Source organism: Blautia stercoris (assembly GCF_054657695.1).
In genome coordinates this window covers 13,074-36,614 of record NZ_BAAHYF010000004.1, presented here as the reverse complement: position 1 = coordinate 36,614, position 23,541 = coordinate 13,074, and the positions used below count along the sequence as shown (strand labels likewise).

Sequence of the window (23,541 nt, the reverse complement as noted above, 5' to 3'; positions counted from 1 at the left end):
CAGTACTTTTAAAGCAGGGGATGAGGGATTCGAACCCATAACAGCGATATTGTTTAAATTTAACTAATTATTTGAAAGCCGTAAAAGTACCGTAAATACAGTATTTTCATGATTTTCAATTCCGTTTTAACATGATTATTTATGTTAAAATATAACACTATGCAACACGAAATGCAACACGGAGATGATACAATTTTTAGTTGCCAGCATATTGACAGAATTTTTATGCTGGCAACTATTGTCAGACAATTCACTCAAAAATTTATTTGAAAACGTCTATTTAAATAGGTAGAAACTCGACTTTGTAGTCTAAGATTAGTCTAAGCAGAAGCTTAACTCAAATTGCAATCAAGTCATGCCACATGTCCTGTCCACAGATGCCGTCACCTTTTCCATTGCCAAGTTTTTTACCTTGCTTCATGCGCTCAATCTGATACTTGTTAACCGCTGTCATTAATTCTTTTTCAAATTTTCTGTCAAGCTTTCCGGAATAATATCCTCTCGCTTTCAGAATTTCCTGCAAGAGCAATACACTAGTGCTAGAATCTCCGACTTTGCAGGTTGCTGGACTAAACATATACTTTTCCTCCTTAGTTGTTGTATTTGCCGATGCGTTAGTTGATGCTTTTACAGTCTGCCCTGTGATACCTTTTACGATTGCATTTGCCATTTTCTCAGCACTGTAAAGTGCAGCATCTTTTTTATTGTCGCAAAAACAGCACTCAACAAGCAGTGCTGGCGCATTTGTGTGCCTCAACACATACAAACCGTTACGGATAGAGATTCCACCATTTCGCTTTGTGTAGCCGAGCTTTTCGATTTCATTCGCAATTTTCTGCGCCGTGCTTTTTGATGCAGAATTTTCACTGTAAATACACACTTCTGTTCCATTTGCTGAGCTGTTAAATGCATTGAAATGAATACTCACATCTAAATCTACGCTGTGAGCATTGCATTTTGCAACAATCGCTTCTAAATTGCCACGCACAGTTGTTGCAGTTTCGTCCGTGCAATCGTAGACTGTGTGTCCGAGCGCTCTAAGCTTTGTAATCACTAAATCTTTTACTTTTCTATCCTCTACCGTTTCGCTAAAGATTCCGCTTGCGCCTGGAACTTTAAAGTTGTGTCCTGCGTGTACATTAATTTTCATATTTTTATCCAACCTTTTCATCTTTATTCAATAAATTTCTTAACATTTCATATAACCCTGTCGATGCAAGCCCTGAAATCATACCTCCAAGGACTACATCTATATTAATTCCAGATTTCACATTAACTACAATTGCAATAATTGTTCCAAGTGTCAATGCGGCAAGCGGAATATATTTATTAGGAAATTTAACAAAAGCTGTTTTCAATACATAGCCAACCATCAGACAAATTCCTAAAATTGGTAAATTAATATATTCTAGCAAAAAGTTAATGTCCATTCTGAACCTCTCTTTCTAATTCTTCCAAGCTATCAATTCTGTGATGAGCAGAGCGTGTAGACTGTTCCACTACTACCATGCGCTCAATCAAATTGTTGTGTTTTTTTACCTTTTCTTCCAATTGCTCGATTCGATAAATTGTCAATTTATTTGCTGTCATAATCCCCGCAAGAGACCCTGCAAGCGTGCCAAGCAAGGAGCAGACAGCAACTACAATCTCTGGTTGCATTGTGCCACCTCCTATGCTAATACCCAGCAAAGATTAATATAATATTCTTTGTTAGCCTCTGATAATTGTGTGTCATTTACAAGAGCTACTACTCCATCTGTATTAATTCCGATGTTTCCGTAACGCAAATCATATCGAGGAGCAAGGAGACGCACATAGCGATTCGGGCGATAACCCGCCGGAATTGTTGCAAGTGTTGCACCTGCCGCTGTTGCACTTGTTTTTAATCTTCCTAGCGCAACCACAATATTACCATGCTTTCTAAGTGTGATATCTCCTGTGTTTCCGCTTGCTAATGTTGCTTTTGCTGTTGTTCCGTTAAAAATCGCTTCCGCTGTTGTTGCAGAATTATCTGAGTTTGTATGTGCCACCTGCGCTGAATCTGTTTTGTGATGATATTCATCCCATGTACTTCCATTGAAAATTTTAAAAATCGCTTTCTTAATTGCCATTCTTTTGCCTCCTACTATATATTAATCCAAACAGTTCCAGTTGCGACTCTGACTGGAGCAGATGTTTGTGTATAAATTTTTGTTCCATCTGCGCCTTTAGGACCAGCCGGTCCTGTTGCTCCTTTTGGTCCAGTATCTCCTTTCGGTCCAGTCACTCCAACTACTTTACCTAAATCAACTGTGCTTGCCATTTTTTACCTCCATTTTACGGATAAATTGCAATTAAATGCCCATTTGAATCAATCTGAAACGTCGGGCTATCACCTTTATCACCCTTTGCACCAGTTGCGCCTTTTTCTCCAGTCGCACCTTTTGCTCCTGTATCGCCCTTATCACCTTTATCTCCTTTAGCCCCTGTATCGCCTTTTGAAGCGATTTTGAGCCAATACGTAGCATTTGCTGGGGTAATGCTAGAAGAAGCTGTGTGGCTCTTGATGCAGGCATAAGTATTGCCATTGTATGTAACGATATCAATATAAGATGTATCATTCACATAAGCTGTCCCAGATGCCCATGTATTTTTCAGTCTCATACTGACACCAGCCGAACCTTTTGCGCCTGTATCTCCTTTTGCGCCTGTCGCTCCAGTATTTCCGGTTACACCTTTTGCCGCAATTTGAATCCAGTATGTAGTATTTGTCGGAACAATACTGGAAGAAGCAGTATGACCTTTTGCACAAGCGTAGGTACTGCCGTTGTAAGTTACAATATCAATATACGTTCCATCATTGACATAAGCGGTTCCAGATGCCCATGCGCCTTTTAAGCGCATGCTCACACCTTTTGCACCTTGTGCCCCCTGCGGTCCCTGCGCTCCAATCGGTCCCTGCGCACCAGTATCACCCTTTGCACCTGTCGCTCCGGTAGCTCCTGTTGCTCCTTTGATATTGCCGGTCTTCGACCATGCACCAGAGGCTCTTTTATACACATCAAAATTCGATGTATTTAAGAAGAAATCTCCGTCTTTTCCCTGCGATGTAGTTGGAGCAGCCGTTCCAGTTAACCATGTTGCGCCATCTGCGCCCTTAGCTCCGGTTGCACCTGTTGCCCCCTTTGCACCTGTCGCTCCGGTTGCACCGGTATCACCTTTATCACCCTTGTCACCTTTTGGTCCTTGTAAGTCAACTACCATCTGGAAACCGGAGATATGTACTTTATACCCTGCCGGAAGTCCCGCTTTTAACTTAATTCCCTTTCCGTCTGAGTTTTCAGTAAATGTCGTTCCATCCTGTCGTACACCATTAACATATACTTCCAGAGCATTTCTTTTTAACGGAAACTGATAATCTGTCCAAGAAAAAGAAGTCTGTCCCTCTGTAGAGGTAAAAATCTTCTCAAAACGAATATAACTTTCTGTACTTCCTGCCGGTCCCTGAACACCCTGTTCACCTTTATCACCTTTCGGTCCCTGTGGTCCAGTCGCACCAGTATCGCCTTTGTCACCTTTTACACCCTGAATACCCTGTGGTCCCTGAATGCCTTGGTCTCCTTTATCACCTTTCGGTCCCTGAATACCTTGTGCACCAGATAAGTCAACGATATAAGTATAGGCACTTGAACTTTTGCAATATAATTTACCGGTATCTACATCATTTACACTTCCGGTATCAATCATGACAAAACTTCCTACACTTACTCCATCTGTAGAATATCCAGCGTTCATGGCTGATACACTTTTGTAAATTTTAGCGATTTTAAACGGCTCTCCTGGGTCACCTTTTAGCCCCTGTTTTCCTTGAGGTCCCTGTGGACCCTGTGCTCCTTGCGGTCCTTGTGGACCAATTACTTTACCTAAATCAACTGTACTCATTATTTGCTCCTTTAATCTTCTAATCTTCATAAATTGCAATTAAATGTCCGTCTGCGTTTATCATTAGCTGAGGTGTTTTTCCATCTTCGCCTTTTTCACCTTGTTTACTTTCCGCAAAGCCCATCATAGAACCTGAGATTTTTTCTAAAATTGTTTTTTGTGTTGTTCCAAAAGTAGGCGAAATGGCATAGCCGTTTTCATCAAACATTTCTGTTATTTCAACAATTCTTTCGTTTATGTTTACAGCATATTCACGGTCAATTGTAACAACTATATCTCCTAAATCCCATTTTGTTTTATACTGTGCAGCATCTACCTCGGAAGAGTATGTGTCGCTACATGCACACTCTGCAAGCTTAGATTTACCTCTATCCGGAAGTGCTGTATCATCTTCAATATCTCGTGCATCTACAAAAAGTTCATAGCGATTCATGCCGGAATTTTCATTTCCGACGTAACGAATTCGACGATTGACACCTTCGCCCTGTCCTGCCACAATTGCAGTATTTTTATACTCTGTGATATCGGAAATAAATTCACGATTCGAAACATTGTCATAGTCGACATTAAAAATCATCGGCGGACGTTTCGTTTGATTTGCTGAGCGATCTACACCTTCTAAAACTTCAAACAAAAGTTCTTGTTCTTCTGGTATTAAAGAAATGCTCACACCTAAACCTGAAGCTTCGCATAGTGTCGTTATTGCCTCGTCTAAATTGTCATATCGGGTTTGGAAATAAACAACATCGCCTCTTCTTTTTGATTCTTTCACTCGCAAATACGGAATATTTCTGTTTGCAACTGCCGCATTTGTTGCGTTTAGTTTTACTAAGTTGCAAATTATTGTTTCTGCTCTATCATGAAAACGATAATGTGACATTGCCGGAGCACTCGGCGGGTATGTAATACGTTGTGTTAACAAATGTAACAATGTATAGCCGCTGATTGTTGCAGTTACATTGTTATCATCATCCGAGCATTCAATTCTTTTAATGATTCCGCTTTTTCGTCTGTCATTATCTAACATAATATAATTGCCTATTTTCATTTGCTCAGTAATTTTATAGACAAAAATCTGAAATGTTCCGTATTTCGTCCAGCGTGTAATAAATTCCAAACCCTCATAAGCATCTAGTTCACCGATAAATTTCAAGTTTTTATCAAAAAATCTTACGTTAATTCGTTTATCCATATACTTCCACTCACCGCCCCTGATGGTGTTGTGCTCTGTGTATAGATGTTTCGCCATCCTGTTCCTTGCTGTTGTTTAAACCACTCGTCAAACAGACGCTGATTTTCTTTCATTGCGGCATTATAAGCAGTTAAAGTTTTCGGTCGAATTGCACCGCATACAAGATTATTCGACCTCTCATCTCTATAAAGCGTAATTCCTCCGTTTTTAGCAACTCTATACTGTCCAAGCGACAATTCGTAAATAGTTTCTGTTCTTGTAAGCGCTGGTGTATTTGGTGCACTAGATGCACCTCCTGCTCTTACAAGCAGCTTTACAGATGATTGTGATACATTTAATTGTAATATCACTCTGTAAATTTTTGGATAATTTGCATCCGGAGAAAGTTGGAACTCTTTTGGCGAATCATTATAATGATAAAAACCCTTCAAAATAGCAAACCCTTTTCCTACTGTCACTTTTCCGGAAGAGATTGTAATCGGATACTGCATAGAACCATCTGAATTTACTGCAATTCCGGATTCGTAGATATTATCAAAATACCGGTTAAATTCTTCCTGACCATATTCCGTACCCCCATTAAAAAATCCATAATATTCCATTTTACACTCCTATATATCTGTTTTTATATCGTACTTCCACGGACTGAGGGTCTAAACCGTTTTCAGACGTATATTCAAGCATGTTATCACCTACTTGCAAGGAGAAAAATACAGACTGCAGATCAATGTAATCAAATGCATCTGTGCTTACTCCACTTCTTATAATTTCAACTTTCTTCTGTCCAAAAGCAGTATTGATATACAAAATATCATCTGAAGTCAGTTCCCTCTTAATTCGGATAAATTCTCCTGTAGACAAATTCGTAATCTTAGGATTAACTGCCGGTCCGTGAAAATAAATTTCAAGAGGTGCTTCTGTATGTCCGGAATTAAAGACGTTCTTTTTAGGTTCTCCTCTCTCTTTGAGTTTAAAAGGGAGCGTGAATTTCCACGCCCACCCTTTTACCCATGTAGAAATTGCCTCACCAGTCTGCACAATGTCCTGGAACATTGGATCCATACAGGAAAGTTCTATTTCAAATTCAAGAACATCATAAATATTCTGGCTTGTAAAATGAAAACTCTCTACTTCGTATTCAATTTCTCTTTCTACACCAAGATGATTCACTGTTAAGGTTCCGGAAGAGAACGGACTAAAAAAACGGATTAACTCCTGACGCTTATCAGATTTATCTTCATTTCCGAGATAATCCGCAGAAATAGCAATCGGTCTTGAAAGAACTTTTTTTCGTTTTAACCGTTCTCCAATAAAGTTCGAATTTACGCTTTTTTCCAGTTCATAATCTGTTGCTTCAATTCCGGAATATTCTGTTACACCAAAGTCCGGTTCATCCAACACAAGCGTCTCTTCTCCTTTTGAAAAACGAAACTCTATCCTGTTCAAGTTAATGCCAACCTCCTTGCTTCTTTTCTAAGTGCACGGCTCATCTCTACCGGAGACTGAACTGGCTGATAGAAATTAATTTCCTGTTTCACTTCTGTATTTTGAGAAGCTGCATATCCGTAAGCCTGTGGCGCTCTTTCAAGCATTTTGTTTGTCGTGATTCTGGAAACTGTTTCACTTACTGCTCCTCTCATCATTCCAAGCAGAGACTTTACATCCACCTGCATGGCATCGGTTACCATTTCCGCAGCCTGTGTTACAACAGAAGTATTATCTTCCATTCCTCCACTGATACCGTAATCAAACATCTTACCAATCCAGCCGCCCACTCGTGATGGAGAATGAATTTGTAAGTTTGCCTTTGCCGCATTAGCTGCAGCTGCTGCTACGGATGCCGCTGCACTGGCAACTCCATAACTACCAGCACGAATACCATTCGCAAAGCCATTTGAGAAATTTACTCCAATCGAATAACTGCCACCAGAATTACTTGATAAGCCCGAAACCGCTGTTCTTCCAAGCGATGCCGCTGCGGAATCCGCTGAACCTTTTCCACTATTAATTCCTGATACGAAATTAGATGCTAAATTGCTTCCTTGTGTCTTTGCAGAACTTGCTACATTAACACTACTTAAGCCTTTTGTCGCTGCTGTTCCAAGTCCTCTTGCTGCCGATGAAGCACTATTTGTTCCATTCCGGATTCCAGCCGCAAACTGATTTGTCGCTGTTTTTGCCTGCTGAGTAAAATTACTCGGAATGTTCGTTCCTTTTAAGGAATTTTTTGCAGAGTTTCCAAGTGCGGATGCTGATGATTTTGCATTTCCCTGCCCTGCAGATAATGTCCTTGCAAAATTTTGTGTTGCTGATGTCGCTGCGGTCTGATAGTTTCCAGCAACAGACATATTTCCAAGACCAGATTTCGCCGCATTTCCAAGAGCTGATGCTGCCGATGAAGCGCTACCTGCTCCACTGTTCAAGCTATTTACAAGTCCTGATACTGCGCTTTGTGATTGAGTTGAAAATGTTCCTGGCATATTTCCGGCAACAATCCCGGTATTTGCTGCATTTCCAAGGGCTGATGCTGACAACTGCATAGATTCCGCACTGCTTAACAAATATGTATTCGCTGCCGATGCGGCGGCAGATGCATTTGAGCCAAACACTGCCGGCATGTCTGCCGCCGTAAATCCAGTTGCGCCAGACTGAGCAACTGTTAATGCCGCCATATACAGTTCTTCCTGATGCGCAAGCACTTCCTCTACTGTCATTCCGCACGCTTTTGCCGCCGCAAACACTGCTCCGGAATAATCTGTTTCTGTAAATCCTCGTGTAATTGCACCTGCACTGTTTCCTGCCGCTGCCCGGATGAAATCTTCACCGGTTTCAAGTTGATTTGTTGTAGAGTCAATAGCATCTCTTGCTTTTTGTGCCGGAGTGGTCTGTGTGTCCACTTCATCAATTCCTTGAATCAGCTGTTCAATTGCCTCTGTTCCAACATCACCAAGTGCCCCACTATCTTTTAAATATGTAGCAAAGGTTTTTATAATTTCATCAGACGTCATAGATGCAGTACCTTTAAACTCTGGAATTTTTTCTTCCATTCCCTGCATCATTTCTGACAAACTCCAAGCAAGTGACTTTTTGCCAGCCGGTCCTAAATTATTCAGTTTTTCCACTGCCTGTGAAATTGCTTTCTGCAAACTTTCAGGAATCTTTCCACCAGAGGCTTTAATTTCCTCTGTAGCCATTTCAAACCCTTTTGCCATAACAGAAAAATCTGTTGAAGAGAGTGTTTTTTCTATCTCTTCATGGCTGTATTTCACACCTTTTGCAGCTTTATCTGCTTCGGTTGGTATCTTTGCGTAGGAATCTAAGGCTTTTTGAATACTTTCTATGCTTCCCTCACCAAGCAAATCCATAACTTCATCTAATGCTTTTGTCTGATACTCTGCCTTAGCAGCCTCTTTCGTAGCATCCGATAAGTTTTTCTTTGCCTGTTCAAGTTGTTCGTTTGCCTTGGTTCTTTCCTTTGTGCTTCCGTTTTCAGTTGCAATATAGTTCTCTAATGCTTTATTGTACTGTTTCTGGGCTTTTGTCAAATCTGCCTGTATTTCAGACTGTTTCTGCAAATTATCAGCATATTGGTTTGTTACAGCTTCCTGCACAGCTTTCTTTTTCAAGCTACGCACATATTCATCAATGGACTGTGTTACATCTCCAAGAGACTGCTTCACACCCTCATTATTCTGAATAAATCCATCTGCGGTAATAGAATATTCTGTTCCCATTGCCTCATTTAACTGATTCAAGATAGAACCTGCAAGCTGTTCACAGCCCTGTTTCATCTTTCCAGTTTCATCAAAGGCTTCTGACAATTTGCCTTTGAGACGTTCCAATGGAGCTGCGGAACTTTCTGCGGAGTTATTTGTGCCTTCAATAGAACTGGATAACTCATCTAATTCGTTCCGGTTCTTCTCAATCGAAGCGCTTAAGTTGTCAATTTCTTTCTGGAATGCAACCTGTTCTTTGCTTGCCTCATTTGATTTAAGTGCAAGAAAGGCAATTCCACCTGCCAGTGCACCAATTCCGATTGCAATCATTGCCGCTGGATTTGCGCTCATCACCGCATTTAATGCAGCCATTACTCCACCAGCTTCGGAAGATACTCTGCTTAACTTCGTAATTACAGATACAACTGTTGTAACCGGTCCGCTGACTGTTTTAAAAGTCTTAAAAGCAGCTACAAGCGAAACAGTAACAGGTGCTATTTTATCCATATTGTCAGCAAGTTTAATGAATATTTTTCCAAGTCCGCTTACGATCGGTTCTGCAATCTTTACAATACTTTTTAATCCAGCATCGAACGTCCGTTTTAAAGCGTCCATTCCTTTTTTGGCTGGCTCCTGCATTTTCTTTGGCAAAAGTTTAATGAGTCCAGTGCTTAATACATTTACAATCTCTGTTGCTGACTTTTTAAGCTGACTCTTATTGTTTACAATTCCTTTTGCAAACGCTTTGATTAAAGATACCGATGCATTTACCATCTTCGGGGCGGACTGCGCTACTTTTACCGATAAATCCGCAAGCACTGCACCAGCTTCCTCTACTGCCGCATCCAGTCCACCATTTTGCAAAGCATTTGATATCCTGCCGACTGCACTAATTCCCTCTTCTGCCGCTTCTTTCAAAGAGTCTTCGATGTTCTCGTAGATTCCGATGCCTAATCCCTCAAGAGCAGAATTTAATGTTGTCATTTTTCCTTGTAAGTTGTCCTGCATCGTATCAGCCATCTGTCCGGCTGCTCCGTCTGCATCTTCAATATAACCTTTCAGCTGGTCGAAACGTTCTCCTGAGTTCGCCAGTAATGCATTGACGCTCTTCAAGTCGACCTTGTTGAAAATGGTGTTTAAAACCTGTGTTCTCTCACCCTCATTCATTGAGCCTAAGATTTTGTTCAAATCATTGAATGTATCATTTAAAGGACGCATTTTTCCCTCTGCGTCAAATACATTCAAACCAAGCTCTCCCATTTTCTTTTTCGCCGTATCCGTTGGTGCGGATAGGCTTAAGATAACATTTCTAAGGGCAGTTCCACCTTCCTATTCTTCATTGTCTAGGCTCTTTATCCTAGAACTAAGATTTCTCTTAGAGTTGGACTATATCTTCATCTTCAACTTTACTTGCTAAGATGTTGGGCACTCGTGGATAATTAGGCATACAAAAAGCACTCTTTTAATGAGTGCTTCTGGTTAGCTTCTTATCTAGTCTCTACGCTTTCTAGTGGTTTCCCTCCTAGCTTAGCTCGGTATTGCCTTGTCTATTTAAGATAAATTCTTCAATTTGTTCTTGAGTATTATTTTTATATCCATACATTTTATGAAAATTTACATGACATCTCTCGCACAAAGTTATTCCATTGCTTATATCTGTTCGTAACTCTTTATGTTCTGAATAATTATACTTATGGTGGGCATTTAAATTTCCACCTTTACTGTCTCCACAGCATTGGCATGTATATTTATCCCTCTCAAAAACATTTCTTATCCATTCATTATATCCATCAATATTTCTATGTTCTTCTCTTTCTTTTTCTTCTTTGCTTGGATTATAATTAGGATTGTTTTTTCCAGAAAATATATGCTTATAGCCCTCATTCTTGCATTGTAAAGTGCAAAAATGAAATTTATACTTATCAACTTGACTTCTTACTTTTAAAAATTCTTTGCCGCAAGTATAACATTTGACCTTTATCTTATTAAATTTTATATTGTTGTCTCCTTTATGGAGTTCTCCATAATGCTTATTTTTGCATTGCATACTGCAATAATGCATTGGAAATTTATCAATCTTGGATGGTATTACTTCTATTTCTTTAGAACAATATGAACACTTTGTTTTTATTCTTTTCGGTTTGCTTTGTGGTTTACATTCAGCACAGCAATATTTTGAATTAGGTTTTTGCGCTTTCCATACTTTTCCACAAGTTTCACAAACACACTCATATTTTAAACGAGCCTTGTTTCTACAGCTTTTACATTTATTTTCATACCCATCTTTTAATAATTTACTTTTTGAAAAATTATCTATGGATAATTCCTTTTTACACTCTTTACAAATTTTAGTTTTCAAAATCTCACCTCTTATTACAATTTTATCATAATTAGGTATAATTGCAATAAACGGCGATTAAATAAATTTAGGTTTCACCGAATTCACCCAATGTTTTTTCAAAGATATTTCTATCTAAGCGACCAAAAGTTTAGCCCCTTTTACACCATTGTCAGCGAAGATTCCCAACACGGTATTGGCTTCTGTTACCCCTCCAGCAAGTGATTTTGCAGTACCACCCACTGTTAAAAGTGCTTCACCTAACTGTTGAACACTTGTATTACTCTTTTGAGACGTCTTCGCCATCTTGTCGACAAAACTTTCGACTGTTCCTGCTTTATCGCCCAGAGCAGACATACTGTCTGTTACCATGTCTGATGCGGCCGCAAGGTCCATATCTCCTGCCGCTGCTAAATTAAGCACTGTTGGCAAAGTTTGCACTGATTTGTTTGTATCGTATCCGGCAAGAGCCATGTAATTTAATGCCTCTGCCGCCTGTGTAGCAGAGAACTTTGTTGTTGCTCCGGCATTTTTTGCAGCTTCCTGCAACTTAGAAAACTCTGCACTTCCATTGTGGATTTCTTCCGCAGACATTCCCATCGTTGCAGCCACTTGACTCATTGCCGCTTCAAAGCTTGAGCCTACTTTTATTGCATATCCACCCATGCCAGACAGGGCGGCGGATGTTGCAGTAATCGTTTTTGTCGCTGTCGCAAGCCCTTTAGATGCCAACGAAGAGATTTTTCCAAGTCCGTTTTCGATTCCCTTGGTATCCAGACCGGTTTCGATTACAATTTTACCGTCTGCCATCTTCCCACCTCCTTAAAGATAAGGTGAGGGGTCTCTGCCCTCTTTTAAGGCTTTAATCAACTCTTCATTTTCCTCTACCTGTTGAATCTTATAATACCTCTGCATTGCCTTATAAAAAGCAACCTGCTCCTTTGACAGACTCTTATTTGTCGTATCAATAATCCGATACTGCATAATCCGATGCAATGATACAGTTTCCGGAATATCATCCAGCATCGCAATAAATTCCCACCAATGCAAATACGGAATGGTATGTAAATCAATGCCATACACATCATTTCTGCGAAAAGCAGAATAAATTAGCCAGGCATCTTCCTTGAAATTCAGTGCTTCATTACTGTTAATTCCAAGTATTTTCTTTGATGGCTTACCTTTTTTCTCTTTCTTTCCACACTTCACAAACCAAGTTGCCTGCTTTGCAGCTTCTGCAATATCATTTTGAGGTGGTGGTATTTTATACAAAATCTGCAAGCATCTTTCTATGTCTGCTAACGTTTCATCCGCATCTTCTACCACTTCCATATAGCGTAAAACAGTACGAAAGTCTGTATTGATTGGATATTTTTCACCATTTACTTCTAAATTTTCTGGCGGTTTTTCTGTCAAAAAACTCATATTTTATTCCGAATACAGTGCTAACAGATGATTCGTTTTCTCATTCATCACCTGCTCCTGTTTTCCTTTTTCTTCGCAGAGTGCAGTGTAAGCGTCAATACATTTTAATAAATCATTTTCATATCCGCACACAGCTGTTCCAACACCTTCTCCAAAGATATAGTCAAATGCTCCTTTAATAGCTTCGCACTGGATATTAATCTGTTCTGGCAGGCTTTTTCCTTGTGCTCTTTCTGCTTCGTTTGCAACGCTTTCATAACTGTCTACTAATTTCTGCGCCTGATTTGCTTCAAACACATTCAGATTCAATGTAAGACCATTAATCTCCATTTACCTTTTCCTCCTGCTTCAATTCGGAAGTATTCTTTACTACCTCTCTTTTTACTACCTTTGTTAACTTATTAGAAGAGAGGGATTTTACTCCCCCGCCTCTGTTTTAAATGTTTTTTTCTCAATGTCAAAAAAGCCAAATTCCCAATCGCCTTTTCCAAGCAAGTTTCCAGAGCCTGTAATTTCGCCATCATTGTCTGTAAACTCAGCCACCTCAATTGCTACTTTTCTTTTTCTTGCCGGATAACCATTTACAGTTTTTGTACCTGCCAAATCTACACGTACATAGTCTGCTTCTGCATCCTGTCCTGTTTTTTCTTTTCTTCCAATGTCTACAATGTGCTTCACAGCTTCTTCTGACTCAATCATATCCATTTCAAAAGGAGCCGACCAATCGTAAGAGCCAATTGATTTTGTTGTAGATTTATTATTTACATAACGCTTTGATGTTGTCTGTGCGGATGGGCTATCATCAATCTTTGTAAAGCCGGTCCCCATAAAAACATACTGTTCTGTTCCTGCACCTACATTTAAATAATCTGCTTCCTGATATCTCTGTTTTACTGCCATATTTATTACTGTCTCCTTTTCTGAAAATAAGTAAATTCACACTGTATTGCATACCGTGCCGTTTTTGCTTCTGCATCTACCATATAACCGTTTGTAGTAGCACGAATAGAGCGGGCTTCTTTCATGCTGTCGAGTATTGGAAACTCTCTGTTTCTTGTGCAATCTTCTAACCACTCTTGAAAATGTTCATAAAATTCTGAGGTATCAATATTTTCCATATCTCCCCAGAATACCCTGCTACAAAAATGAAACGCAACACGTCTTACACTGTCTCCATTTGTGTACCGCTTCACAATTGGCTCTGCTGGTACTGCTTCAATCATATAATTCGCAGGCTTTTCTTCTAAGAAATCAATATCTACCTTTGAAAATGTCTCTTCAAACTCATCCAGATATGGACACGTTGCAATGAAATCTCGGATAGCACTAATTACACTCATCCTCTTTTGCCTCCACAAAATCTCGCTGTAGATTCTACGATTTCGTTTCCTCTGTCTGCCCACATTCGCTTGTCCCACTCTTTTCCGGCAAGTGGTGCTCTGCTCCGGTTCTTTCCGGAATTTTCATAATACTGACGTCTTGCATAAGGCTGACCGTAAGTGATGTGTGTAGTTGATTCTACAGCTGTATTTTCAAGTGGTCCATTTAATTTCGGTACATAAGGCACACACAAGCGTCTCACTTCATGAGTGAAGAACTTTTGTCCTGCTCCATTTTTATTTAAAGAACGTTTTAACAGGATCTTCTGTTCATCATCCATTTCAACTCGTACTCTTGTCTTTGACATTATGCGCCTCCAATCCGGATATGAGGTTCTAACCCTCTCTGATTGTCCGAATAGCTTAAGATTCTTCCAAACAGCAAGCCTTTCTTCTCTAAATCGGATTCTTTTGCAATCTCATCTTCTAAGATTCCTTTTACAAACACATCCCCATTTGAAGCAGTGAAAAAGCCTGTCACATCTTCTTTTCTTGCATATTCCGATGGTTCTAAGAACGTTTCTTTTCTTCCTGCCATCGGAATCCGAATCTTTATCGAATCTGCGCTGTCTAAGCCTTTATCACTCACCGCTACCTTTTGGTCTGTGTACCAATGCACACCACAAAGCACGGTACGTTTATAGATGTACTGCCGTGTTGCCTTATCTAATTTCCGGTTATAAATGGTAATATCTGTATTTACAATCATTCATCATCCACTCCCATGTATAAAAGACCACCTGACATTAGATAAGTGCTTGCAATCTGATATAAACGACTTTCAAACTCTTCCTCTGTCTGTTCTGTCTGATAGCTGACGGAATATCCATCGTTGTTTTCCGATGAAATATTTCCTCTTGCTTCTCTCTTTTGCATTGCTTCAGTCATTTCACAGATTGCATACTTTGCATTTTGTTCCCAGTCTTTTTCTGACCAATCACATGCTGTTCTTCCAAAACTGAAATGTTCCAGACGTTTTTCCGCTTTTAATTCTAAAGAAAGCCAAGTGCTTTCTTGTACCTGACTTCCTCCAAAACTTTCAACATAGAAATTATAATCTACTCTCATACCTTATCAACCGGCGGTTTTTACTGTATGTACATAAATACCGTCTACTTTGTTGTCATAAGTTTCTGCGATGCCGACGGTTCTGTAATTAAACTGCCATGCATCTGCATTCATGTTCTGCTCCGGTGTGAAGATTTTGGAAACAGTGTGCTTCTGATACTGAATGACTGCCTGTTTATCAATTACGATAAAGTTCATTGCAAGTGCACCGGTATCTTTTGTAAAGCCACCTGCTCCGGAAGCAGTCAGTTTTACTTTATTGAAGAACCTTCCTGATGGTACTTTTACGATTCCTGCAAATCCCTCCAGTGCCTTTCTGGATGCAGTTGTATCTAAGTCATCAATCATTCCATAAAGTGCCGGATTAATGAACAGATAGCATGTTGCAAGATTTGCCTCTGCATTTTCAATATGATTTCTTGCTTCACGAAGTGCTGCAAGTCCTGCCTTTCCATCTGCAATGTCTGTGCTTACTGTTGTTACATTCTTCGTCTGTGCGTAAGCAGACAGACGATAAGCATCCAGCTCCGGAATAACCTGTGTTCTAAGAAATTCACCGGATAATTTACCAAATGCGATACTTGCTGTATCAATATTGTCCATTGCATCTACAACAAACTTTCTACCACGGTCATAAGTACATTTCTTAGTTTCATAGTCTAATGTAACATCTCCTGCTGCATATCCGTTTGTTTTTGAATAATCTGCAAGACCCTGCATGGTCATTTTCGGAATCAAAATTTCATTTGCATTTGCACCCTCTTTTACCAGGTTGTTTGCTCCATCCAGCACAGCTGTTAAAGAGGATAACTTGTAGACCTCATCCAAAAGGGTTGAGTACTGTTTTCTTAATTCAAGTGTGTTTGGCATTCAATTTCTCCTTATTTGTTTTCCGGAAGTCCCATAGCAGCTCGAAGCGCAGACACTCCATCTGCTCCACCGCTGCCACCGTTTCCTCCGGTTGAACCTACTGGATTCTTAAATGGTTCATCTGAACCAAACAGATAGGCATCAGACTCTTTTACCGCTCCAATCGCAGCCTCAATGTCGGCAGACTGGTTCTTTGATGCTTTGAGTGTTTCAATGTCAAGCATTGCCATAACTGCTTTCTCATTTCTGCCTCCAGCTTTCTTAATTGCAGCACTTAATTCTCCGGTAAACTGACGTTCTGCCTCTTTCTGGGCATATTCTGCGTCTTTTGCCTGTAAATCACCCTGAAGCTTTGTAATCTGGCTCTGTAAGTCTTTTACGTCCACTCCGTCAAATTCTTTCAGCCTTTCATTTACCGTATCAAGAGAGGATTTATACTCATCTCTCTTTGTAACTGCATTATCGTACTCTGCTTTGGTACGATAATTTTCTTTCCATACTTTTTCAAAGTCTGCTTTTTTCTCTGCCGGAAGTTCAAGTCCAAATTCTTTAAGAATCTCATAGATATTTTTCATGCTACATTCCTCCTGAAATCATTTATTGACCGCTCTTTCAGCGGTATGGGATATATCCGGTTCTTTAATGCCTGCCGAAAAAAGGCATAAAAAAACCACCAACCTGTATCGGTTAGTGGTAATACACCTCGTAATCTCAGTTAATCATAGTCTTTTAACTTCCAAAGTTCCACTTTAGAACGAATATATGTAATATCCTTTTCTAAAAGTTCTCTTTCTTCTGGTGTAATATCGTTATATTTTCCCATCTCGTAACGTGGAATATGATAAGACAACTGCTCTAATACTCGTTCTTCCAAAATATCATGCTCCACCTCATAAGCACCGATTGAAATAATCCAGAGTGCTTCTGATGTTCCGACAAGTAATTCATTATCTTCCTCTGTCATCCAGTCAGTAACCTGCCTCGGTGTCCATCCAGAATGCTTTATTAAGCTCATATTAGATTCTACACTATCTTTATATTCCTGATATGTAAGGTCATCGTCTGCTCTCATACTCTACCTCTTTCTTCCTGTCCATGGCTTATTTTTATTTTTTTCTGCCTGTTTCTTTGTATTTGATACCACATTAACCTGAACATTTGGATATTTTTTCTTAAACTGTCGCATAACTCCTCGACAGCTTTCGCACATACAACGTTCTGATAGTAAATTTAATACGTGTTCTTTTCCATCCTTGCAAATGGATGCTGCATATTCAAAAAGTTTCGCTTCACTATCCACATCTCTATTATGTGTTCCGATAAAAAGTGTTTTAAACTCCGGCACTTTCGTTTTCAATACTAGTGACTCTTTATCTCCTTTGAAATTGATATAATTCGGGTCATCTATAGTTTGCACTTGACTATTTCCAACCTTGATATTTCCATCCAATTCCATAACGGCGATATTGCCTTTTCTTTTTGCATTTCCAGTAAACAGCTGTGTCTTTGTCTGGAACGCTTTCTGGTCGAGTTCAAAAATCTTCTCACGAGGCATTTTACCTGAATCAACATCGTAAAGTTTTACAACTGAATATCTGTGATTCAATTCGTCCCATTTCTTACTATCATTATATTTTATCTTCCCGAAGTTCGCAAGTGTTCCAGCGGATTCTCCAAGCACTTCTTTATATCGCTTGTACTGGTTCAAATCTTTCTGCATATTATCCACCATTTTCTGCGGAAACATGCCTTTGATTCTATTATCAGTAACAACTCGCCCCAGTCCATCCATGTACACTCGTTCCATCTGCTCCGGAAGTTTCATTTTCTTCGAAAAGTCTTTATACTGACTTAATGTATTAAGATATCTTGCTTGTGCTGCTATCACGGTATCCGAGTCTGCATTTCCCTGTTTCAGATTCTTGATATTCGCTCTCTGTGCCCGCATGGTCGTTTCCATCTGCCGTTGTGCCTGTGATGCCTGGTATGCATTGTAGCTTTTGCCTTTGTACTCATGCTCTTCCTGCTCTTTTGCTTCCAGCTCTTCTAACTGCTCATCTGTATAAGTCCTTGTAGAAAAACCATCCACAAAAGCATAGTAACTATGCTTACAATTCCATCCACATAAACCTCTTCCTTCTCCAAGTTCGCACACTCTTACAAGGTCATCGTAGCTGTAGACTTTACCGCCCCACCAGTGTTCTGGTCGGTGTCCACCATGCCATGTCACTTCGTATTTATCCGTTTTCAGGTCTTTTGCAACCATTTCGTTTATTTTACTACTCAACTGTGAAACACCTGTCATAATGGCTCGTCTTACCGCCACAGGTGCACGGTTTCTCCATCCGGACGCATAATCTACTGTTTGTAGTCCGGATGCTGTCATTTCTTTTACGACTCTTCTTAAAACAGTATTATAATCAAACGAACCTGTTACAATATCCATACAGGCAGAATCTAAATACTTCTGGTAATACGTTGCCAGTGGTGTGAATACTTTCTTGCCACGCATTTGCACGGTAAATCCCATTGACCTAGTAAGATTCTTTATTTCTCCCTGTGTCTGTTTTGAAATTGCATCTGCCCATTTTCTAACTGTTTCATTCTCTTCGAGTGGAATAAAATTACCGTTTATCTGCTCATAAGCATCTTTATTTCTGACATATTCCCAGTCACAGACTTTATCGTACAAAGCCCAGATTTCTGGATAAGAAGCATTTAAAAGTTCTTTCAATTCCTTTTCTATGAATTCTGTACTATTTCCAAGCAATAGGAGTTTATTTATCTGATAATCTGCCGTACTCGTAATTTCACCAGTCTTTTTGATTCTTCTTACAATGTCCGCATAAATACGGTTCTGCAAATCATAAAAAAGTTTTTCCGTCCGAAGTGGCAGCGTTCCTTTTTCATCTGGTGTCATCATAACTACTTACTCCTCAATCGGGTCAGGGTCTACACTTTCATCAATAATCTTCTTTGCGGCTTCTTCCTCTGTTTCACCGTACCACTTTGCACGGTACTCTACTAAGGTCATTGCACCCATGTTCACATCCTGTCTATCCTGCTGTCGTTCTGTCTCTTCACTGGTTAAAATGGAATCACTGAATTCACAGAAGAACTCATAACCGGAAGTGTACATAGAATTATAAAATGCCAGTCCTGCCGCAAAATCTTCAAGGCAATCCCGAAGTTTTCCTTGTATTGCTTTTACACGATTGTACTTCCTTGCCTTTGATGACTTGATTTCTTCCGCTGTCTTTTCAACATTCTGTACATTTGAAAGGTCTCCGTAGCTTAAACCTACGATAAACTCAATTTCTCTTTTATATTCCTCTAAGCCACGTTTAAACGCTTCGTCACGCATTTCAGGCGAATACTCCTTGAATAGCTCACTGTCTTTCCCTGCTTCTAAGTTTAGACCTCTGTATAATCGTTTGCTCAAACGTGGTAAATTAAAACGTCCACCTTTTTGTTTCAGCGCTCTTTCATCTACATGAATCGCACGTTCTCCGGAGTTATATTCCCAGTCGAGCCTTGCCGCCTGAATATCTGTTTTTCTAATTCTCTCTTTTGCCGCTTCATATACCGACACTCCACAATATCCACCATCTACATTATTACGAAGCGGATTCCTGTAATACCCAAAATCCATTTGCTGCATACCTGGATAGCTGACTGGTCCCGGCTCTATATTTTGCCATTCGTCTATTTCTTCAAGGGAACACTCTTGTCCAATATCTGACTGTGTCTGTGAATGATAACATCTGTTTGAAATTGTTAATGTTCCGTTCGCAAGTGTGTGACGCTCCACTCTGGTGTAATAATCTATTTCTCCAATGCGCTTTACGGTAAGAAATGCAACATCAACCGGTCTCCCGTTATCCCCAAACTGAATTGGTATGAATTTATCAGCAGTGATAAATTCTGCATTTCCTCCCGGTAGCGGTTTCAAACAAAAAGAGCCCAGTGCAAGTCCATCTTGCATGTGCTCATTCAATAATGTAAGTTGTTTCTGGTATATTTTATCTAAAGTTGGCACCGAAATAGATGTCTCCATTTCAACTAATGCTGTATCCGCAAATTCACGGCAAATCCCTTGTTCAATCTTAAGCGACTGTATTTCATTTCCTACCCAATCCGCTGCTCCATCAAGCATCATCTTCCATTCGTTGATGGCATCAATCATCTCCTGCGATAATGCCACGTCTGTTCCTAGTATACTTTTTAATTGTGTATAGCCAAACATTCTCGCTATCCTCCTCAGAAAATTCTTAATTCCATCAAACATTCTCTAACCCTCATAAATCAGATATTTCATGTCACGTTCAATCGTATACTCAAATGCATCTAAACTGTCAATGTCTGTACTTCCGTCATCTAGTCTCTCATCCAACAATGCTTCTTTGTCCCAAACTGCATCGCTAAATGCCAACTCTAAACTCTTGCAATCTTCTGTCAGAAATAATCTGCCTGCTCCCATTAGCATTTGTGTGCAGCGTATCCGGTCAACAATCGTCTTTTTCTTTGCCGGCTTTACAGACATCCATGGATATCTCTTCTCTACTGTACTTCTGATAGATTCACCTAGGACACTTTCAGCATTGTCATAATACACAGTTTCTACATTGCAATACTGCATGTATTCTCCTCGGTCATCTGTTGCAGCATACTTATCAATTACCTGCTGCAAAAACTCGCAAAAAAGTTCTGTCAGTTTATCTGCATCAATTCCATCTGGATAATCTTCCAACATAATGCGCCTGCTCATCACACCGATAACTTCTTTGTAATCATCTGTGTAGCCTCTCGCAACAAAAGAATGACCGGATTTGTTTCCACCAAAATCCAGTCCAACTTCAATCGATACAATATCTCTTTTTCTAAACTCTTTACATTCCGTATTTCCCTCTATTTCATCCTTTATTTCACATCTGAACAATTCTGGCTTATCTGCAAAACGCTTGTAAATTGCCCCATCTGCACGCTTCCACAAGCCTAATATTAGCCTGTCATACCAAACTGTGCCTTCGTACTCTTTGCAGAGCTGTTCGACATATTCATCAGGCAGAAACGGATTATCAAAGATAGTGTATTTTTGTAGATAAATATCTAACTCTGGATTGTCAATAAATTTTTTCAGCCAATGCGTCGGTTGCTCCGGATTGCACGCACCATCAAAGCAAGAATATGGTTTATCTAATCGTGACTTTAACATCTGGAACACATCCTGATTCCATTTTGCGATCTCATCACCGTAACAATACTTAATACTTGACCCCTGTATCTTTGCGACCTGGCTAACTTTTTCTGCGCCCAGGCAGTACACATCTTCGCCACATATCTTCGCAATATTCATACTGTTGATTGTCCCAATTAATTTATCGGTATACAACTCACGCATTGGTTGCAATACATTTCGCTCAATAGATGCTTTAGACATTCCTAAGATAGCATTTAATCCCGGTTTTCCTTTTCTTTCTCGAATCCGGAATGGAACAATATAAGCAGTATCAACAAAAGACTTTCCGGAACGAACTGCTCCGGATTTAATGTTCCAGCGATGCGTGGCATTTAAAATATACTCATTCTGCTTCTTGCTTAACTGCATTGTCCCGCATCTCCTTTAGTATCGCATCCAGTCTGTCTAACGCTTCATCCGTCTCGTTTTCACCAGTTATTTGCTGTTTCCTTGCCCTCTTCAACTCAATATCTGCTTCTTTCTCTCTGATATCTTCGTCTGGTACTTCATACTGTCCTGCAAACCGTGCCACCGCTTCATAAGCCTTTACATCACCCTTTAGTGCTTTCTTTATCATCGCCATATTGATTGCACTTTCAAGGGTGCTGTCTATACCAAGGCTCTCTAAAAATGGAGTCAATTCCTCATTCTCAATTTTTGCAGAAAGTAGCAAGTTTAAAGTTTTCCGGAAGTTTGCTTTTTTTCTCCTCGCCTCACCAGATGCCTTACCACCTTTTGATGCGATTACTCGTAGTTCGTTCGTAGTTCGTTTATCAAAACCTTTATCTCTTATGTTTTCATAGTTTGCCATCCACCCACCTTCCTGTCTTGCTAAATTTATGTATAAAAATAGCACCCAGTAAATACCGGGTGCTATATAGATAAAATGTAAAGAAAAGAGAAACATGTAAGTTTAGCACTTACCAGCTCTTGTCCATTACCCGAACAAGTGGGCACACCGTCACGTGTGAGCAACAGCGGAAGGAATCGAACCCCCGACCTCTTGCAGATGCGTTGCAAGTGCTCTACCACTGAGCTACGCTTTGATGTGCCTGCCGAACCACCAGCAGGCTGTGATTACATAACATTTAATACTTTAGAGGATACCTATGGAAATCAAAAACCAATGACCGTAAATAGGCTAGGTAACGAAACTTTGTTTGCTCTCTGCCTTTCAAACCCATTTACACTATATCATAAAGTGAATGTCTCATTCTATTCCATCTTTTAATTTTTTAACGAATCCCAACTTTTTCCATCAACGCTTCTTGAAGTACCTGTGAAAAGTTAATATTCATAGCAAGTGCTTCTTCATTTAACCATTCCGGAATTGTAAGTGTCTTTTTCACTGCTCTGCTATTGTGTCTACGGTCATATTCAGCTTTATCGAACTGAACTACAACAATTACACCATCTTCTTGTTTTTCTATATTTTCAATATCAGACGCCTTTGGAAGTTCTTCTTTGGATTTGATACGGTCAGTTAATGTCAAGCCAAGAGCATCTACTGCCATATTGTATGCTTCTTCCATATCATCGCCTTCCGTTATGCACTCAGGTAAATCTGGAAATGTAATCCAAAAACCTCCCTCTTCTGCTTTGTGAAAAATTGCTGGATAAAATAACTTCTTCATTGCCCTTACCTCCTACTTTTTTTGAAAGACAGGGGCTTATTTCAGCCCCGCCTGTTTCAGTATTGTCTGTTCTGTTCCTTTTTTCAAATCCTTGTTATGTAGAGGAACAATTGTTTGTTTTCCAGTTTCTTGGTTTCGCATCTTTACATGCGAGCCATTCTGACTGACTGCAACAAAACCATTTTTCTTTAAAAGTTTTATCATTTCACTTGGCTTGATTGGCATCTGATATTCTCCTTTCCTTAAGTTAATTTTATTATACTACGTATTAATACGTATGTCAATACTTATAAAGAAATCTTATCCATAATTTTTACATTTCAAAATGTTCCAACGCTTTTCCATGTATTCTATTCACTTGTGCCCGACAATATCCTGTTTTTGCCATTACTTCTTCCCACTTCATCCCTCGAAGATAACGCATCCTTAACAAGTCCGCTTCGTCTGTATCATCCATTCTTTTTATTTCTCCCTCTATCTCCATTCTAAGTTTCATTTTGCAAAGGCGTTCCTCTTTCAGCTTCTCAATCAGTTCATCCATCAACGCAACAAAGTCAGACAAATCTGCCTGACCGCTTCCCTTTGGCATCCCATCCATGGATACGGACGGAAACAGCTTATCCGCCCGCAGTTCCTGGATTTCTTCCAAGATATTTTGTTCTCTTCTCTCTGCCTTTCTGTATTGCAAGAGGTATTCTTTTTTCTTGTCATTTTTGTTTTGCACTTCCTGTTCCACTGGCATCACCTCCTCCCTAGCTA

General features: G+C 39.8%; 28 protein-coding genes, 1 tRNA gene and 1 pseudogene. All 30 read right to left on the bottom strand.

Annotation, left to right across the window (positions count from 1 at the left end):
• Positions 1–337: 337 nt before the first annotated feature.
• The 30 genes and pseudogenes from ACYQ2D_RS17580 to ACYQ2D_RS17435 all read right to left on the bottom strand — a co-directional run bounded on the left by ACYQ2D_RS17580 (position 338) and on the right by ACYQ2D_RS17435 (position 23,518).
• Positions 338–1,150, bottom strand: a complete 813-nt coding sequence (locus ACYQ2D_RS17580) for an N-acetylmuramoyl-L-alanine amidase (protein ID WP_459786217.1) — start codon at positions 1,148–1,150, stop codon at positions 338–340.
• A 4-nt stretch (positions 1,151–1,154) separates the two neighbouring features.
• Positions 1,155–1,430 (bottom strand): phage holin family protein, encoded by a 276-nt coding sequence (locus ACYQ2D_RS17575; RefSeq protein ID WP_117456122.1) that lies wholly within the window; start codon positions 1,428–1,430, stop codon positions 1,155–1,157.
• Positions 1,420–1,659 carry a hypothetical protein gene (locus ACYQ2D_RS17570; RefSeq protein WP_117456124.1) on the bottom strand — a complete coding sequence of 80 codons (240 nt, stop codon included), beginning with the start codon at positions 1,657–1,659 and terminating at the stop codon, positions 1,420–1,422. Before ACYQ2D_RS17570 ends, ACYQ2D_RS17575 begins: the two co-directional genes overlap by 11 nt.
• A gap of 11 nt (positions 1,660–1,670) precedes the next feature.
• Positions 1,671–2,111, bottom strand: a complete 441-nt coding sequence (locus ACYQ2D_RS17565) for a hypothetical protein (RefSeq protein WP_459786216.1) — start codon at positions 2,109–2,111, stop codon at positions 1,671–1,673.
• Between the two features lie 14 nt (positions 2,112–2,125).
• Entirely contained in the window at positions 2,126–2,302 is a 177-nt protein-coding gene (locus ACYQ2D_RS17560; protein WP_459786215.1) for a hypothetical protein, read from the bottom strand.
• A gap of 14 nt (positions 2,303–2,316) precedes the next feature.
• Entirely contained in the window at positions 2,317–3,921 is a 1,605-nt protein-coding gene (locus ACYQ2D_RS17555; protein ID WP_459786213.1) for a carbohydrate-binding protein, read from the bottom strand.
• A 19-nt stretch (positions 3,922–3,940) separates the two neighbouring features.
• Positions 3,941–5,113, bottom strand: a complete 1,173-nt coding sequence (locus ACYQ2D_RS17550) for a siphovirus ReqiPepy6 Gp37-like family protein (RefSeq protein WP_459786211.1) — start codon at positions 5,111–5,113, stop codon at positions 3,941–3,943.
• A complete protein-coding gene (locus ACYQ2D_RS17545; RefSeq protein WP_459786210.1) occupies positions 5,092–5,715 on the bottom strand; it encodes a hypothetical protein in 624 nt (207 codons plus the stop codon). The genes ACYQ2D_RS17550 and ACYQ2D_RS17545 overlap by 22 nt, the downstream gene beginning before the upstream one ends.
• A 1-nt stretch (position 5,716) precedes the next feature.
• Positions 5,717–6,559 (bottom strand): phage distal tail protein, encoded by an 843-nt coding sequence (locus ACYQ2D_RS17540; RefSeq protein WP_459786208.1) that lies wholly within the window; start codon positions 6,557–6,559, stop codon positions 5,717–5,719.
• A pseudogene (locus ACYQ2D_RS17535) lies at positions 6,556–10,143 on the bottom strand (phage tail tape measure protein); the annotation flags it as partial. The gene ACYQ2D_RS17540 and the pseudogene ACYQ2D_RS17535, both read right to left, overlap by 4 nt.
• 208 nt (positions 10,144–10,351) lie before the next feature.
• Positions 10,352–11,188, bottom strand: coding sequence for an HNH endonuclease (locus tag ACYQ2D_RS17530; protein WP_459786377.1), 837 nt, complete (start codon positions 11,186–11,188; stop codon positions 10,352–10,354).
• Positions 11,189–11,302: 114 nt separating this feature from the next.
• Positions 11,303–11,977 (bottom strand): phage tail tape measure protein, encoded by a 675-nt coding sequence (locus tag ACYQ2D_RS17525; RefSeq protein WP_459786376.1) that lies wholly within the window; start codon positions 11,975–11,977, stop codon positions 11,303–11,305.
• 12 nt (positions 11,978–11,989) lie between these two features.
• The gene (locus ACYQ2D_RS17520) at positions 11,990–12,592 is read right to left on the bottom strand and encodes a Gp15 family bacteriophage protein (protein WP_459786375.1); all 603 of its coding nucleotides are present in this window, start codon (positions 12,590–12,592) and stop codon (positions 11,990–11,992) included.
• 3 nt (positions 12,593–12,595) lie between these two features.
• The gene (locus ACYQ2D_RS17515) at positions 12,596–12,922 is read right to left on the bottom strand and encodes a DUF6673 family protein (RefSeq protein WP_459786374.1); all 327 of its coding nucleotides are present in this window, start codon (positions 12,920–12,922) and stop codon (positions 12,596–12,598) included.
• 87 nt (positions 12,923–13,009) lie between these two features.
• A complete protein-coding gene (locus ACYQ2D_RS17510) occupies positions 13,010–13,492 on the bottom strand; it encodes a hypothetical protein (protein WP_459786373.1) in 483 nt (160 codons plus the stop codon).
• Positions 13,493–13,497: 5 nt separating this feature from the next.
• Complete coding sequence (locus ACYQ2D_RS17505; protein WP_459786372.1) at positions 13,498–13,932, bottom strand: hypothetical protein; 435 nt, start codon at positions 13,930–13,932, stop codon at positions 13,498–13,500.
• The gene (locus tag ACYQ2D_RS17500) at positions 13,929–14,279 is read right to left on the bottom strand and encodes a minor capsid protein (RefSeq protein WP_459786371.1); all 351 of its coding nucleotides are present in this window, start codon (positions 14,277–14,279) and stop codon (positions 13,929–13,931) included. The genes ACYQ2D_RS17505 and ACYQ2D_RS17500 overlap by 4 nt, the downstream gene beginning before the upstream one ends.
• Positions 14,279–14,680 (bottom strand): DUF6751 family protein, encoded by a 402-nt coding sequence (locus tag ACYQ2D_RS17495; RefSeq protein WP_459786369.1) that lies wholly within the window; start codon positions 14,678–14,680, stop codon positions 14,279–14,281. Before ACYQ2D_RS17495 ends, ACYQ2D_RS17500 begins: the two co-directional genes overlap by 1 nt.
• A complete protein-coding gene (locus ACYQ2D_RS17490) occupies positions 14,677–15,039 on the bottom strand; it encodes a head-tail connector protein (protein WP_459786368.1) in 363 nt (120 codons plus the stop codon). Before ACYQ2D_RS17490 ends, ACYQ2D_RS17495 begins: the two co-directional genes overlap by 4 nt.
• A gap of 6 nt (positions 15,040–15,045) precedes the next feature.
• Positions 15,046–15,909: a hypothetical protein gene (locus tag ACYQ2D_RS17485; RefSeq protein WP_459786366.1), complete on the bottom strand. Its 864-nt coding sequence runs from the start codon at positions 15,907–15,909 to the stop codon at positions 15,046–15,048.
• An 11-nt stretch (positions 15,910–15,920) separates the two neighbouring features.
• Positions 15,921–16,484, bottom strand: a complete 564-nt coding sequence (locus ACYQ2D_RS17480; protein WP_459786364.1) for a phage scaffolding protein — start codon at positions 16,482–16,484, stop codon at positions 15,921–15,923.
• A 140-nt stretch (positions 16,485–16,624) separates the two neighbouring features.
• Positions 16,625–16,981, bottom strand: a complete 357-nt coding sequence (locus ACYQ2D_RS17475) for a hypothetical protein (protein WP_117456157.1) — start codon at positions 16,979–16,981, stop codon at positions 16,625–16,627.
• 3 nt (positions 16,982–16,984) lie between these two features.
• Positions 16,985–18,832, bottom strand: a complete 1,848-nt coding sequence (locus ACYQ2D_RS17470) for a phage minor capsid protein (RefSeq protein ID WP_459786362.1) — start codon at positions 18,830–18,832, stop codon at positions 16,985–16,987.
• Between the two features lie 6 nt (positions 18,833–18,838).
• Positions 18,839–20,155 (bottom strand): phage capsid protein, encoded by a 1,317-nt coding sequence (locus ACYQ2D_RS17465; protein WP_459786360.1) that lies wholly within the window; start codon positions 20,153–20,155, stop codon positions 18,839–18,841.
• Positions 20,156–20,200: 45 nt separating this feature from the next.
• On the bottom strand, positions 20,201–21,517 hold the full coding sequence (locus ACYQ2D_RS17460; RefSeq protein WP_459786358.1) for a phage terminase large subunit: 1,317 nt from the start codon (positions 21,515–21,517) through the stop codon (positions 20,201–20,203).
• On the bottom strand, positions 21,492–21,959 hold the full coding sequence (locus ACYQ2D_RS17455; RefSeq protein WP_459786357.1) for a hypothetical protein: 468 nt from the start codon (positions 21,957–21,959) through the stop codon (positions 21,492–21,494). Before ACYQ2D_RS17455 ends, ACYQ2D_RS17460 begins: the two co-directional genes overlap by 26 nt.
• Positions 21,960–22,120: 161 nt before the next feature.
• A tRNA-Ala gene (locus ACYQ2D_RS17450) sits at positions 22,121–22,194 on the bottom strand.
• A 189-nt stretch (positions 22,195–22,383) separates the two neighbouring features.
• Positions 22,384–22,782: a type II toxin-antitoxin system HicB family antitoxin gene (locus ACYQ2D_RS17445; protein WP_117456168.1), complete on the bottom strand. Its 399-nt coding sequence runs from the start codon at positions 22,780–22,782 to the stop codon at positions 22,384–22,386.
• A gap of 36 nt (positions 22,783–22,818) precedes the next feature.
• The gene (locus tag ACYQ2D_RS17440) at positions 22,819–23,007 is read right to left on the bottom strand and encodes a type II toxin-antitoxin system HicA family toxin (protein ID WP_117456170.1); all 189 of its coding nucleotides are present in this window, start codon (positions 23,005–23,007) and stop codon (positions 22,819–22,821) included.
• Between the two features lie 88 nt (positions 23,008–23,095).
• Positions 23,096–23,518 carry a hypothetical protein gene (locus ACYQ2D_RS17435; RefSeq protein ID WP_459786354.1) on the bottom strand — a complete coding sequence of 141 codons (423 nt, stop codon included), beginning with the start codon at positions 23,516–23,518 and terminating at the stop codon, positions 23,096–23,098.
• Positions 23,519–23,541: the final 23 nt, after the last annotated feature.

Coding starts and splice junctions, on each gene's coding strand:
- ACYQ2D_RS17470 (WP_459786362.1), bottom strand. CDS start 18,832: ATGATGACACCAGATGAAAAAGGAACGCTGCCACTTCGGACGGAAAAA.
- ACYQ2D_RS17465 (WP_459786360.1), bottom strand. CDS start 20,155: ATGTTTGGCTATACACAATTAAAAAGTATACTAGGAACAGACGTGGCA.
- ACYQ2D_RS17490 (WP_459786368.1), bottom strand. CDS start 15,039: ATGAGAGTAGATTATAATTTCTATGTTGAAAGTTTTGGAGGAAGTCAG.
- ACYQ2D_RS17455 (WP_459786357.1), bottom strand. CDS start 21,959: ATGGCAAACTATGAAAACATAAGAGATAAAGGTTTTGATAAACGAACT.
- ACYQ2D_RS17575 (WP_117456122.1), bottom strand. CDS start 1,430: ATGGACATTAACTTTTTGCTAGAATATATTAATTTACCAATTTTAGGA.
- ACYQ2D_RS17485 (WP_459786366.1), bottom strand. CDS start 15,909: ATGCCAAACACACTTGAATTAAGAAAACAGTACTCAACCCTTTTGGAT.
- ACYQ2D_RS17525 (WP_459786376.1), bottom strand. CDS start 11,977: ATGGCAGACGGTAAAATTGTAATCGAAACCGGTCTGGATACCAAGGGA.
- ACYQ2D_RS17440 (WP_117456170.1), bottom strand. CDS start 23,007: ATGCCAATCAAGCCAAGTGAAATGATAAAACTTTTAAAGAAAAATGGT.
- ACYQ2D_RS17500 (WP_459786371.1), bottom strand. CDS start 14,279: ATGTCAAAGACAAGAGTACGAGTTGAAATGGATGATGAACAGAAGATC.
- ACYQ2D_RS17505 (WP_459786372.1), bottom strand. CDS start 13,932: ATGAGTGTAATTAGTGCTATCCGAGATTTCATTGCAACGTGTCCATAT.
- ACYQ2D_RS17520 (WP_459786375.1), bottom strand. CDS start 12,592: ATGAGTTTTTTGACAGAAAAACCGCCAGAAAATTTAGAAGTAAATGGT.
- ACYQ2D_RS17445 (WP_117456168.1), bottom strand. CDS start 22,782: ATGAAGAAGTTATTTTATCCAGCAATTTTTCACAAAGCAGAAGAGGGA.
- ACYQ2D_RS17460 (WP_459786358.1), bottom strand. CDS start 21,517: ATGCAGTTAAGCAAGAAGCAGAATGAGTATATTTTAAATGCCACGCAT.
- ACYQ2D_RS17565 (WP_459786216.1), bottom strand. CDS start 2,111: ATGGCAATTAAGAAAGCGATTTTTAAAATTTTCAATGGAAGTACATGG.
- ACYQ2D_RS17550 (WP_459786211.1), bottom strand. CDS start 5,113: ATGGATAAACGAATTAACGTAAGATTTTTTGATAAAAACTTGAAATTT.
- ACYQ2D_RS17515 (WP_459786374.1), bottom strand. CDS start 12,922: ATGGAGATTAATGGTCTTACATTGAATCTGAATGTGTTTGAAGCAAAT.
- ACYQ2D_RS17480 (WP_459786364.1), bottom strand. CDS start 16,484: ATGAAAAATATCTATGAGATTCTTAAAGAATTTGGACTTGAACTTCCG.
- ACYQ2D_RS17475 (WP_117456157.1), bottom strand. CDS start 16,981: ATGAGAGCAGACGATGACCTTACATATCAGGAATATAAAGATAGTGTA.
- ACYQ2D_RS17580 (WP_459786217.1), bottom strand. CDS start 1,150: ATGAAAATTAATGTACACGCAGGACACAACTTTAAAGTTCCAGGCGCA.
- ACYQ2D_RS17570 (WP_117456124.1), bottom strand. CDS start 1,659: ATGCAACCAGAGATTGTAGTTGCTGTCTGCTCCTTGCTTGGCACGCTT.
- ACYQ2D_RS17495 (WP_459786369.1), bottom strand. CDS start 14,680: ATGATTGTAAATACAGATATTACCATTTATAACCGGAAATTAGATAAG.
- ACYQ2D_RS17510 (WP_459786373.1), bottom strand. CDS start 13,492: ATGGCAGTAAAACAGAGATATCAGGAAGCAGATTATTTAAATGTAGGT.
- ACYQ2D_RS17560 (WP_459786215.1), bottom strand. CDS start 2,302: ATGGCAAGCACAGTTGATTTAGGTAAAGTAGTTGGAGTGACTGGACCG.
- ACYQ2D_RS17545 (WP_459786210.1), bottom strand. CDS start 5,715: ATGGAATATTATGGATTTTTTAATGGGGGTACGGAATATGGTCAGGAA.
- ACYQ2D_RS17555 (WP_459786213.1), bottom strand. CDS start 3,921: ATGAGTACAGTTGATTTAGGTAAAGTAATTGGTCCACAAGGACCGCAA.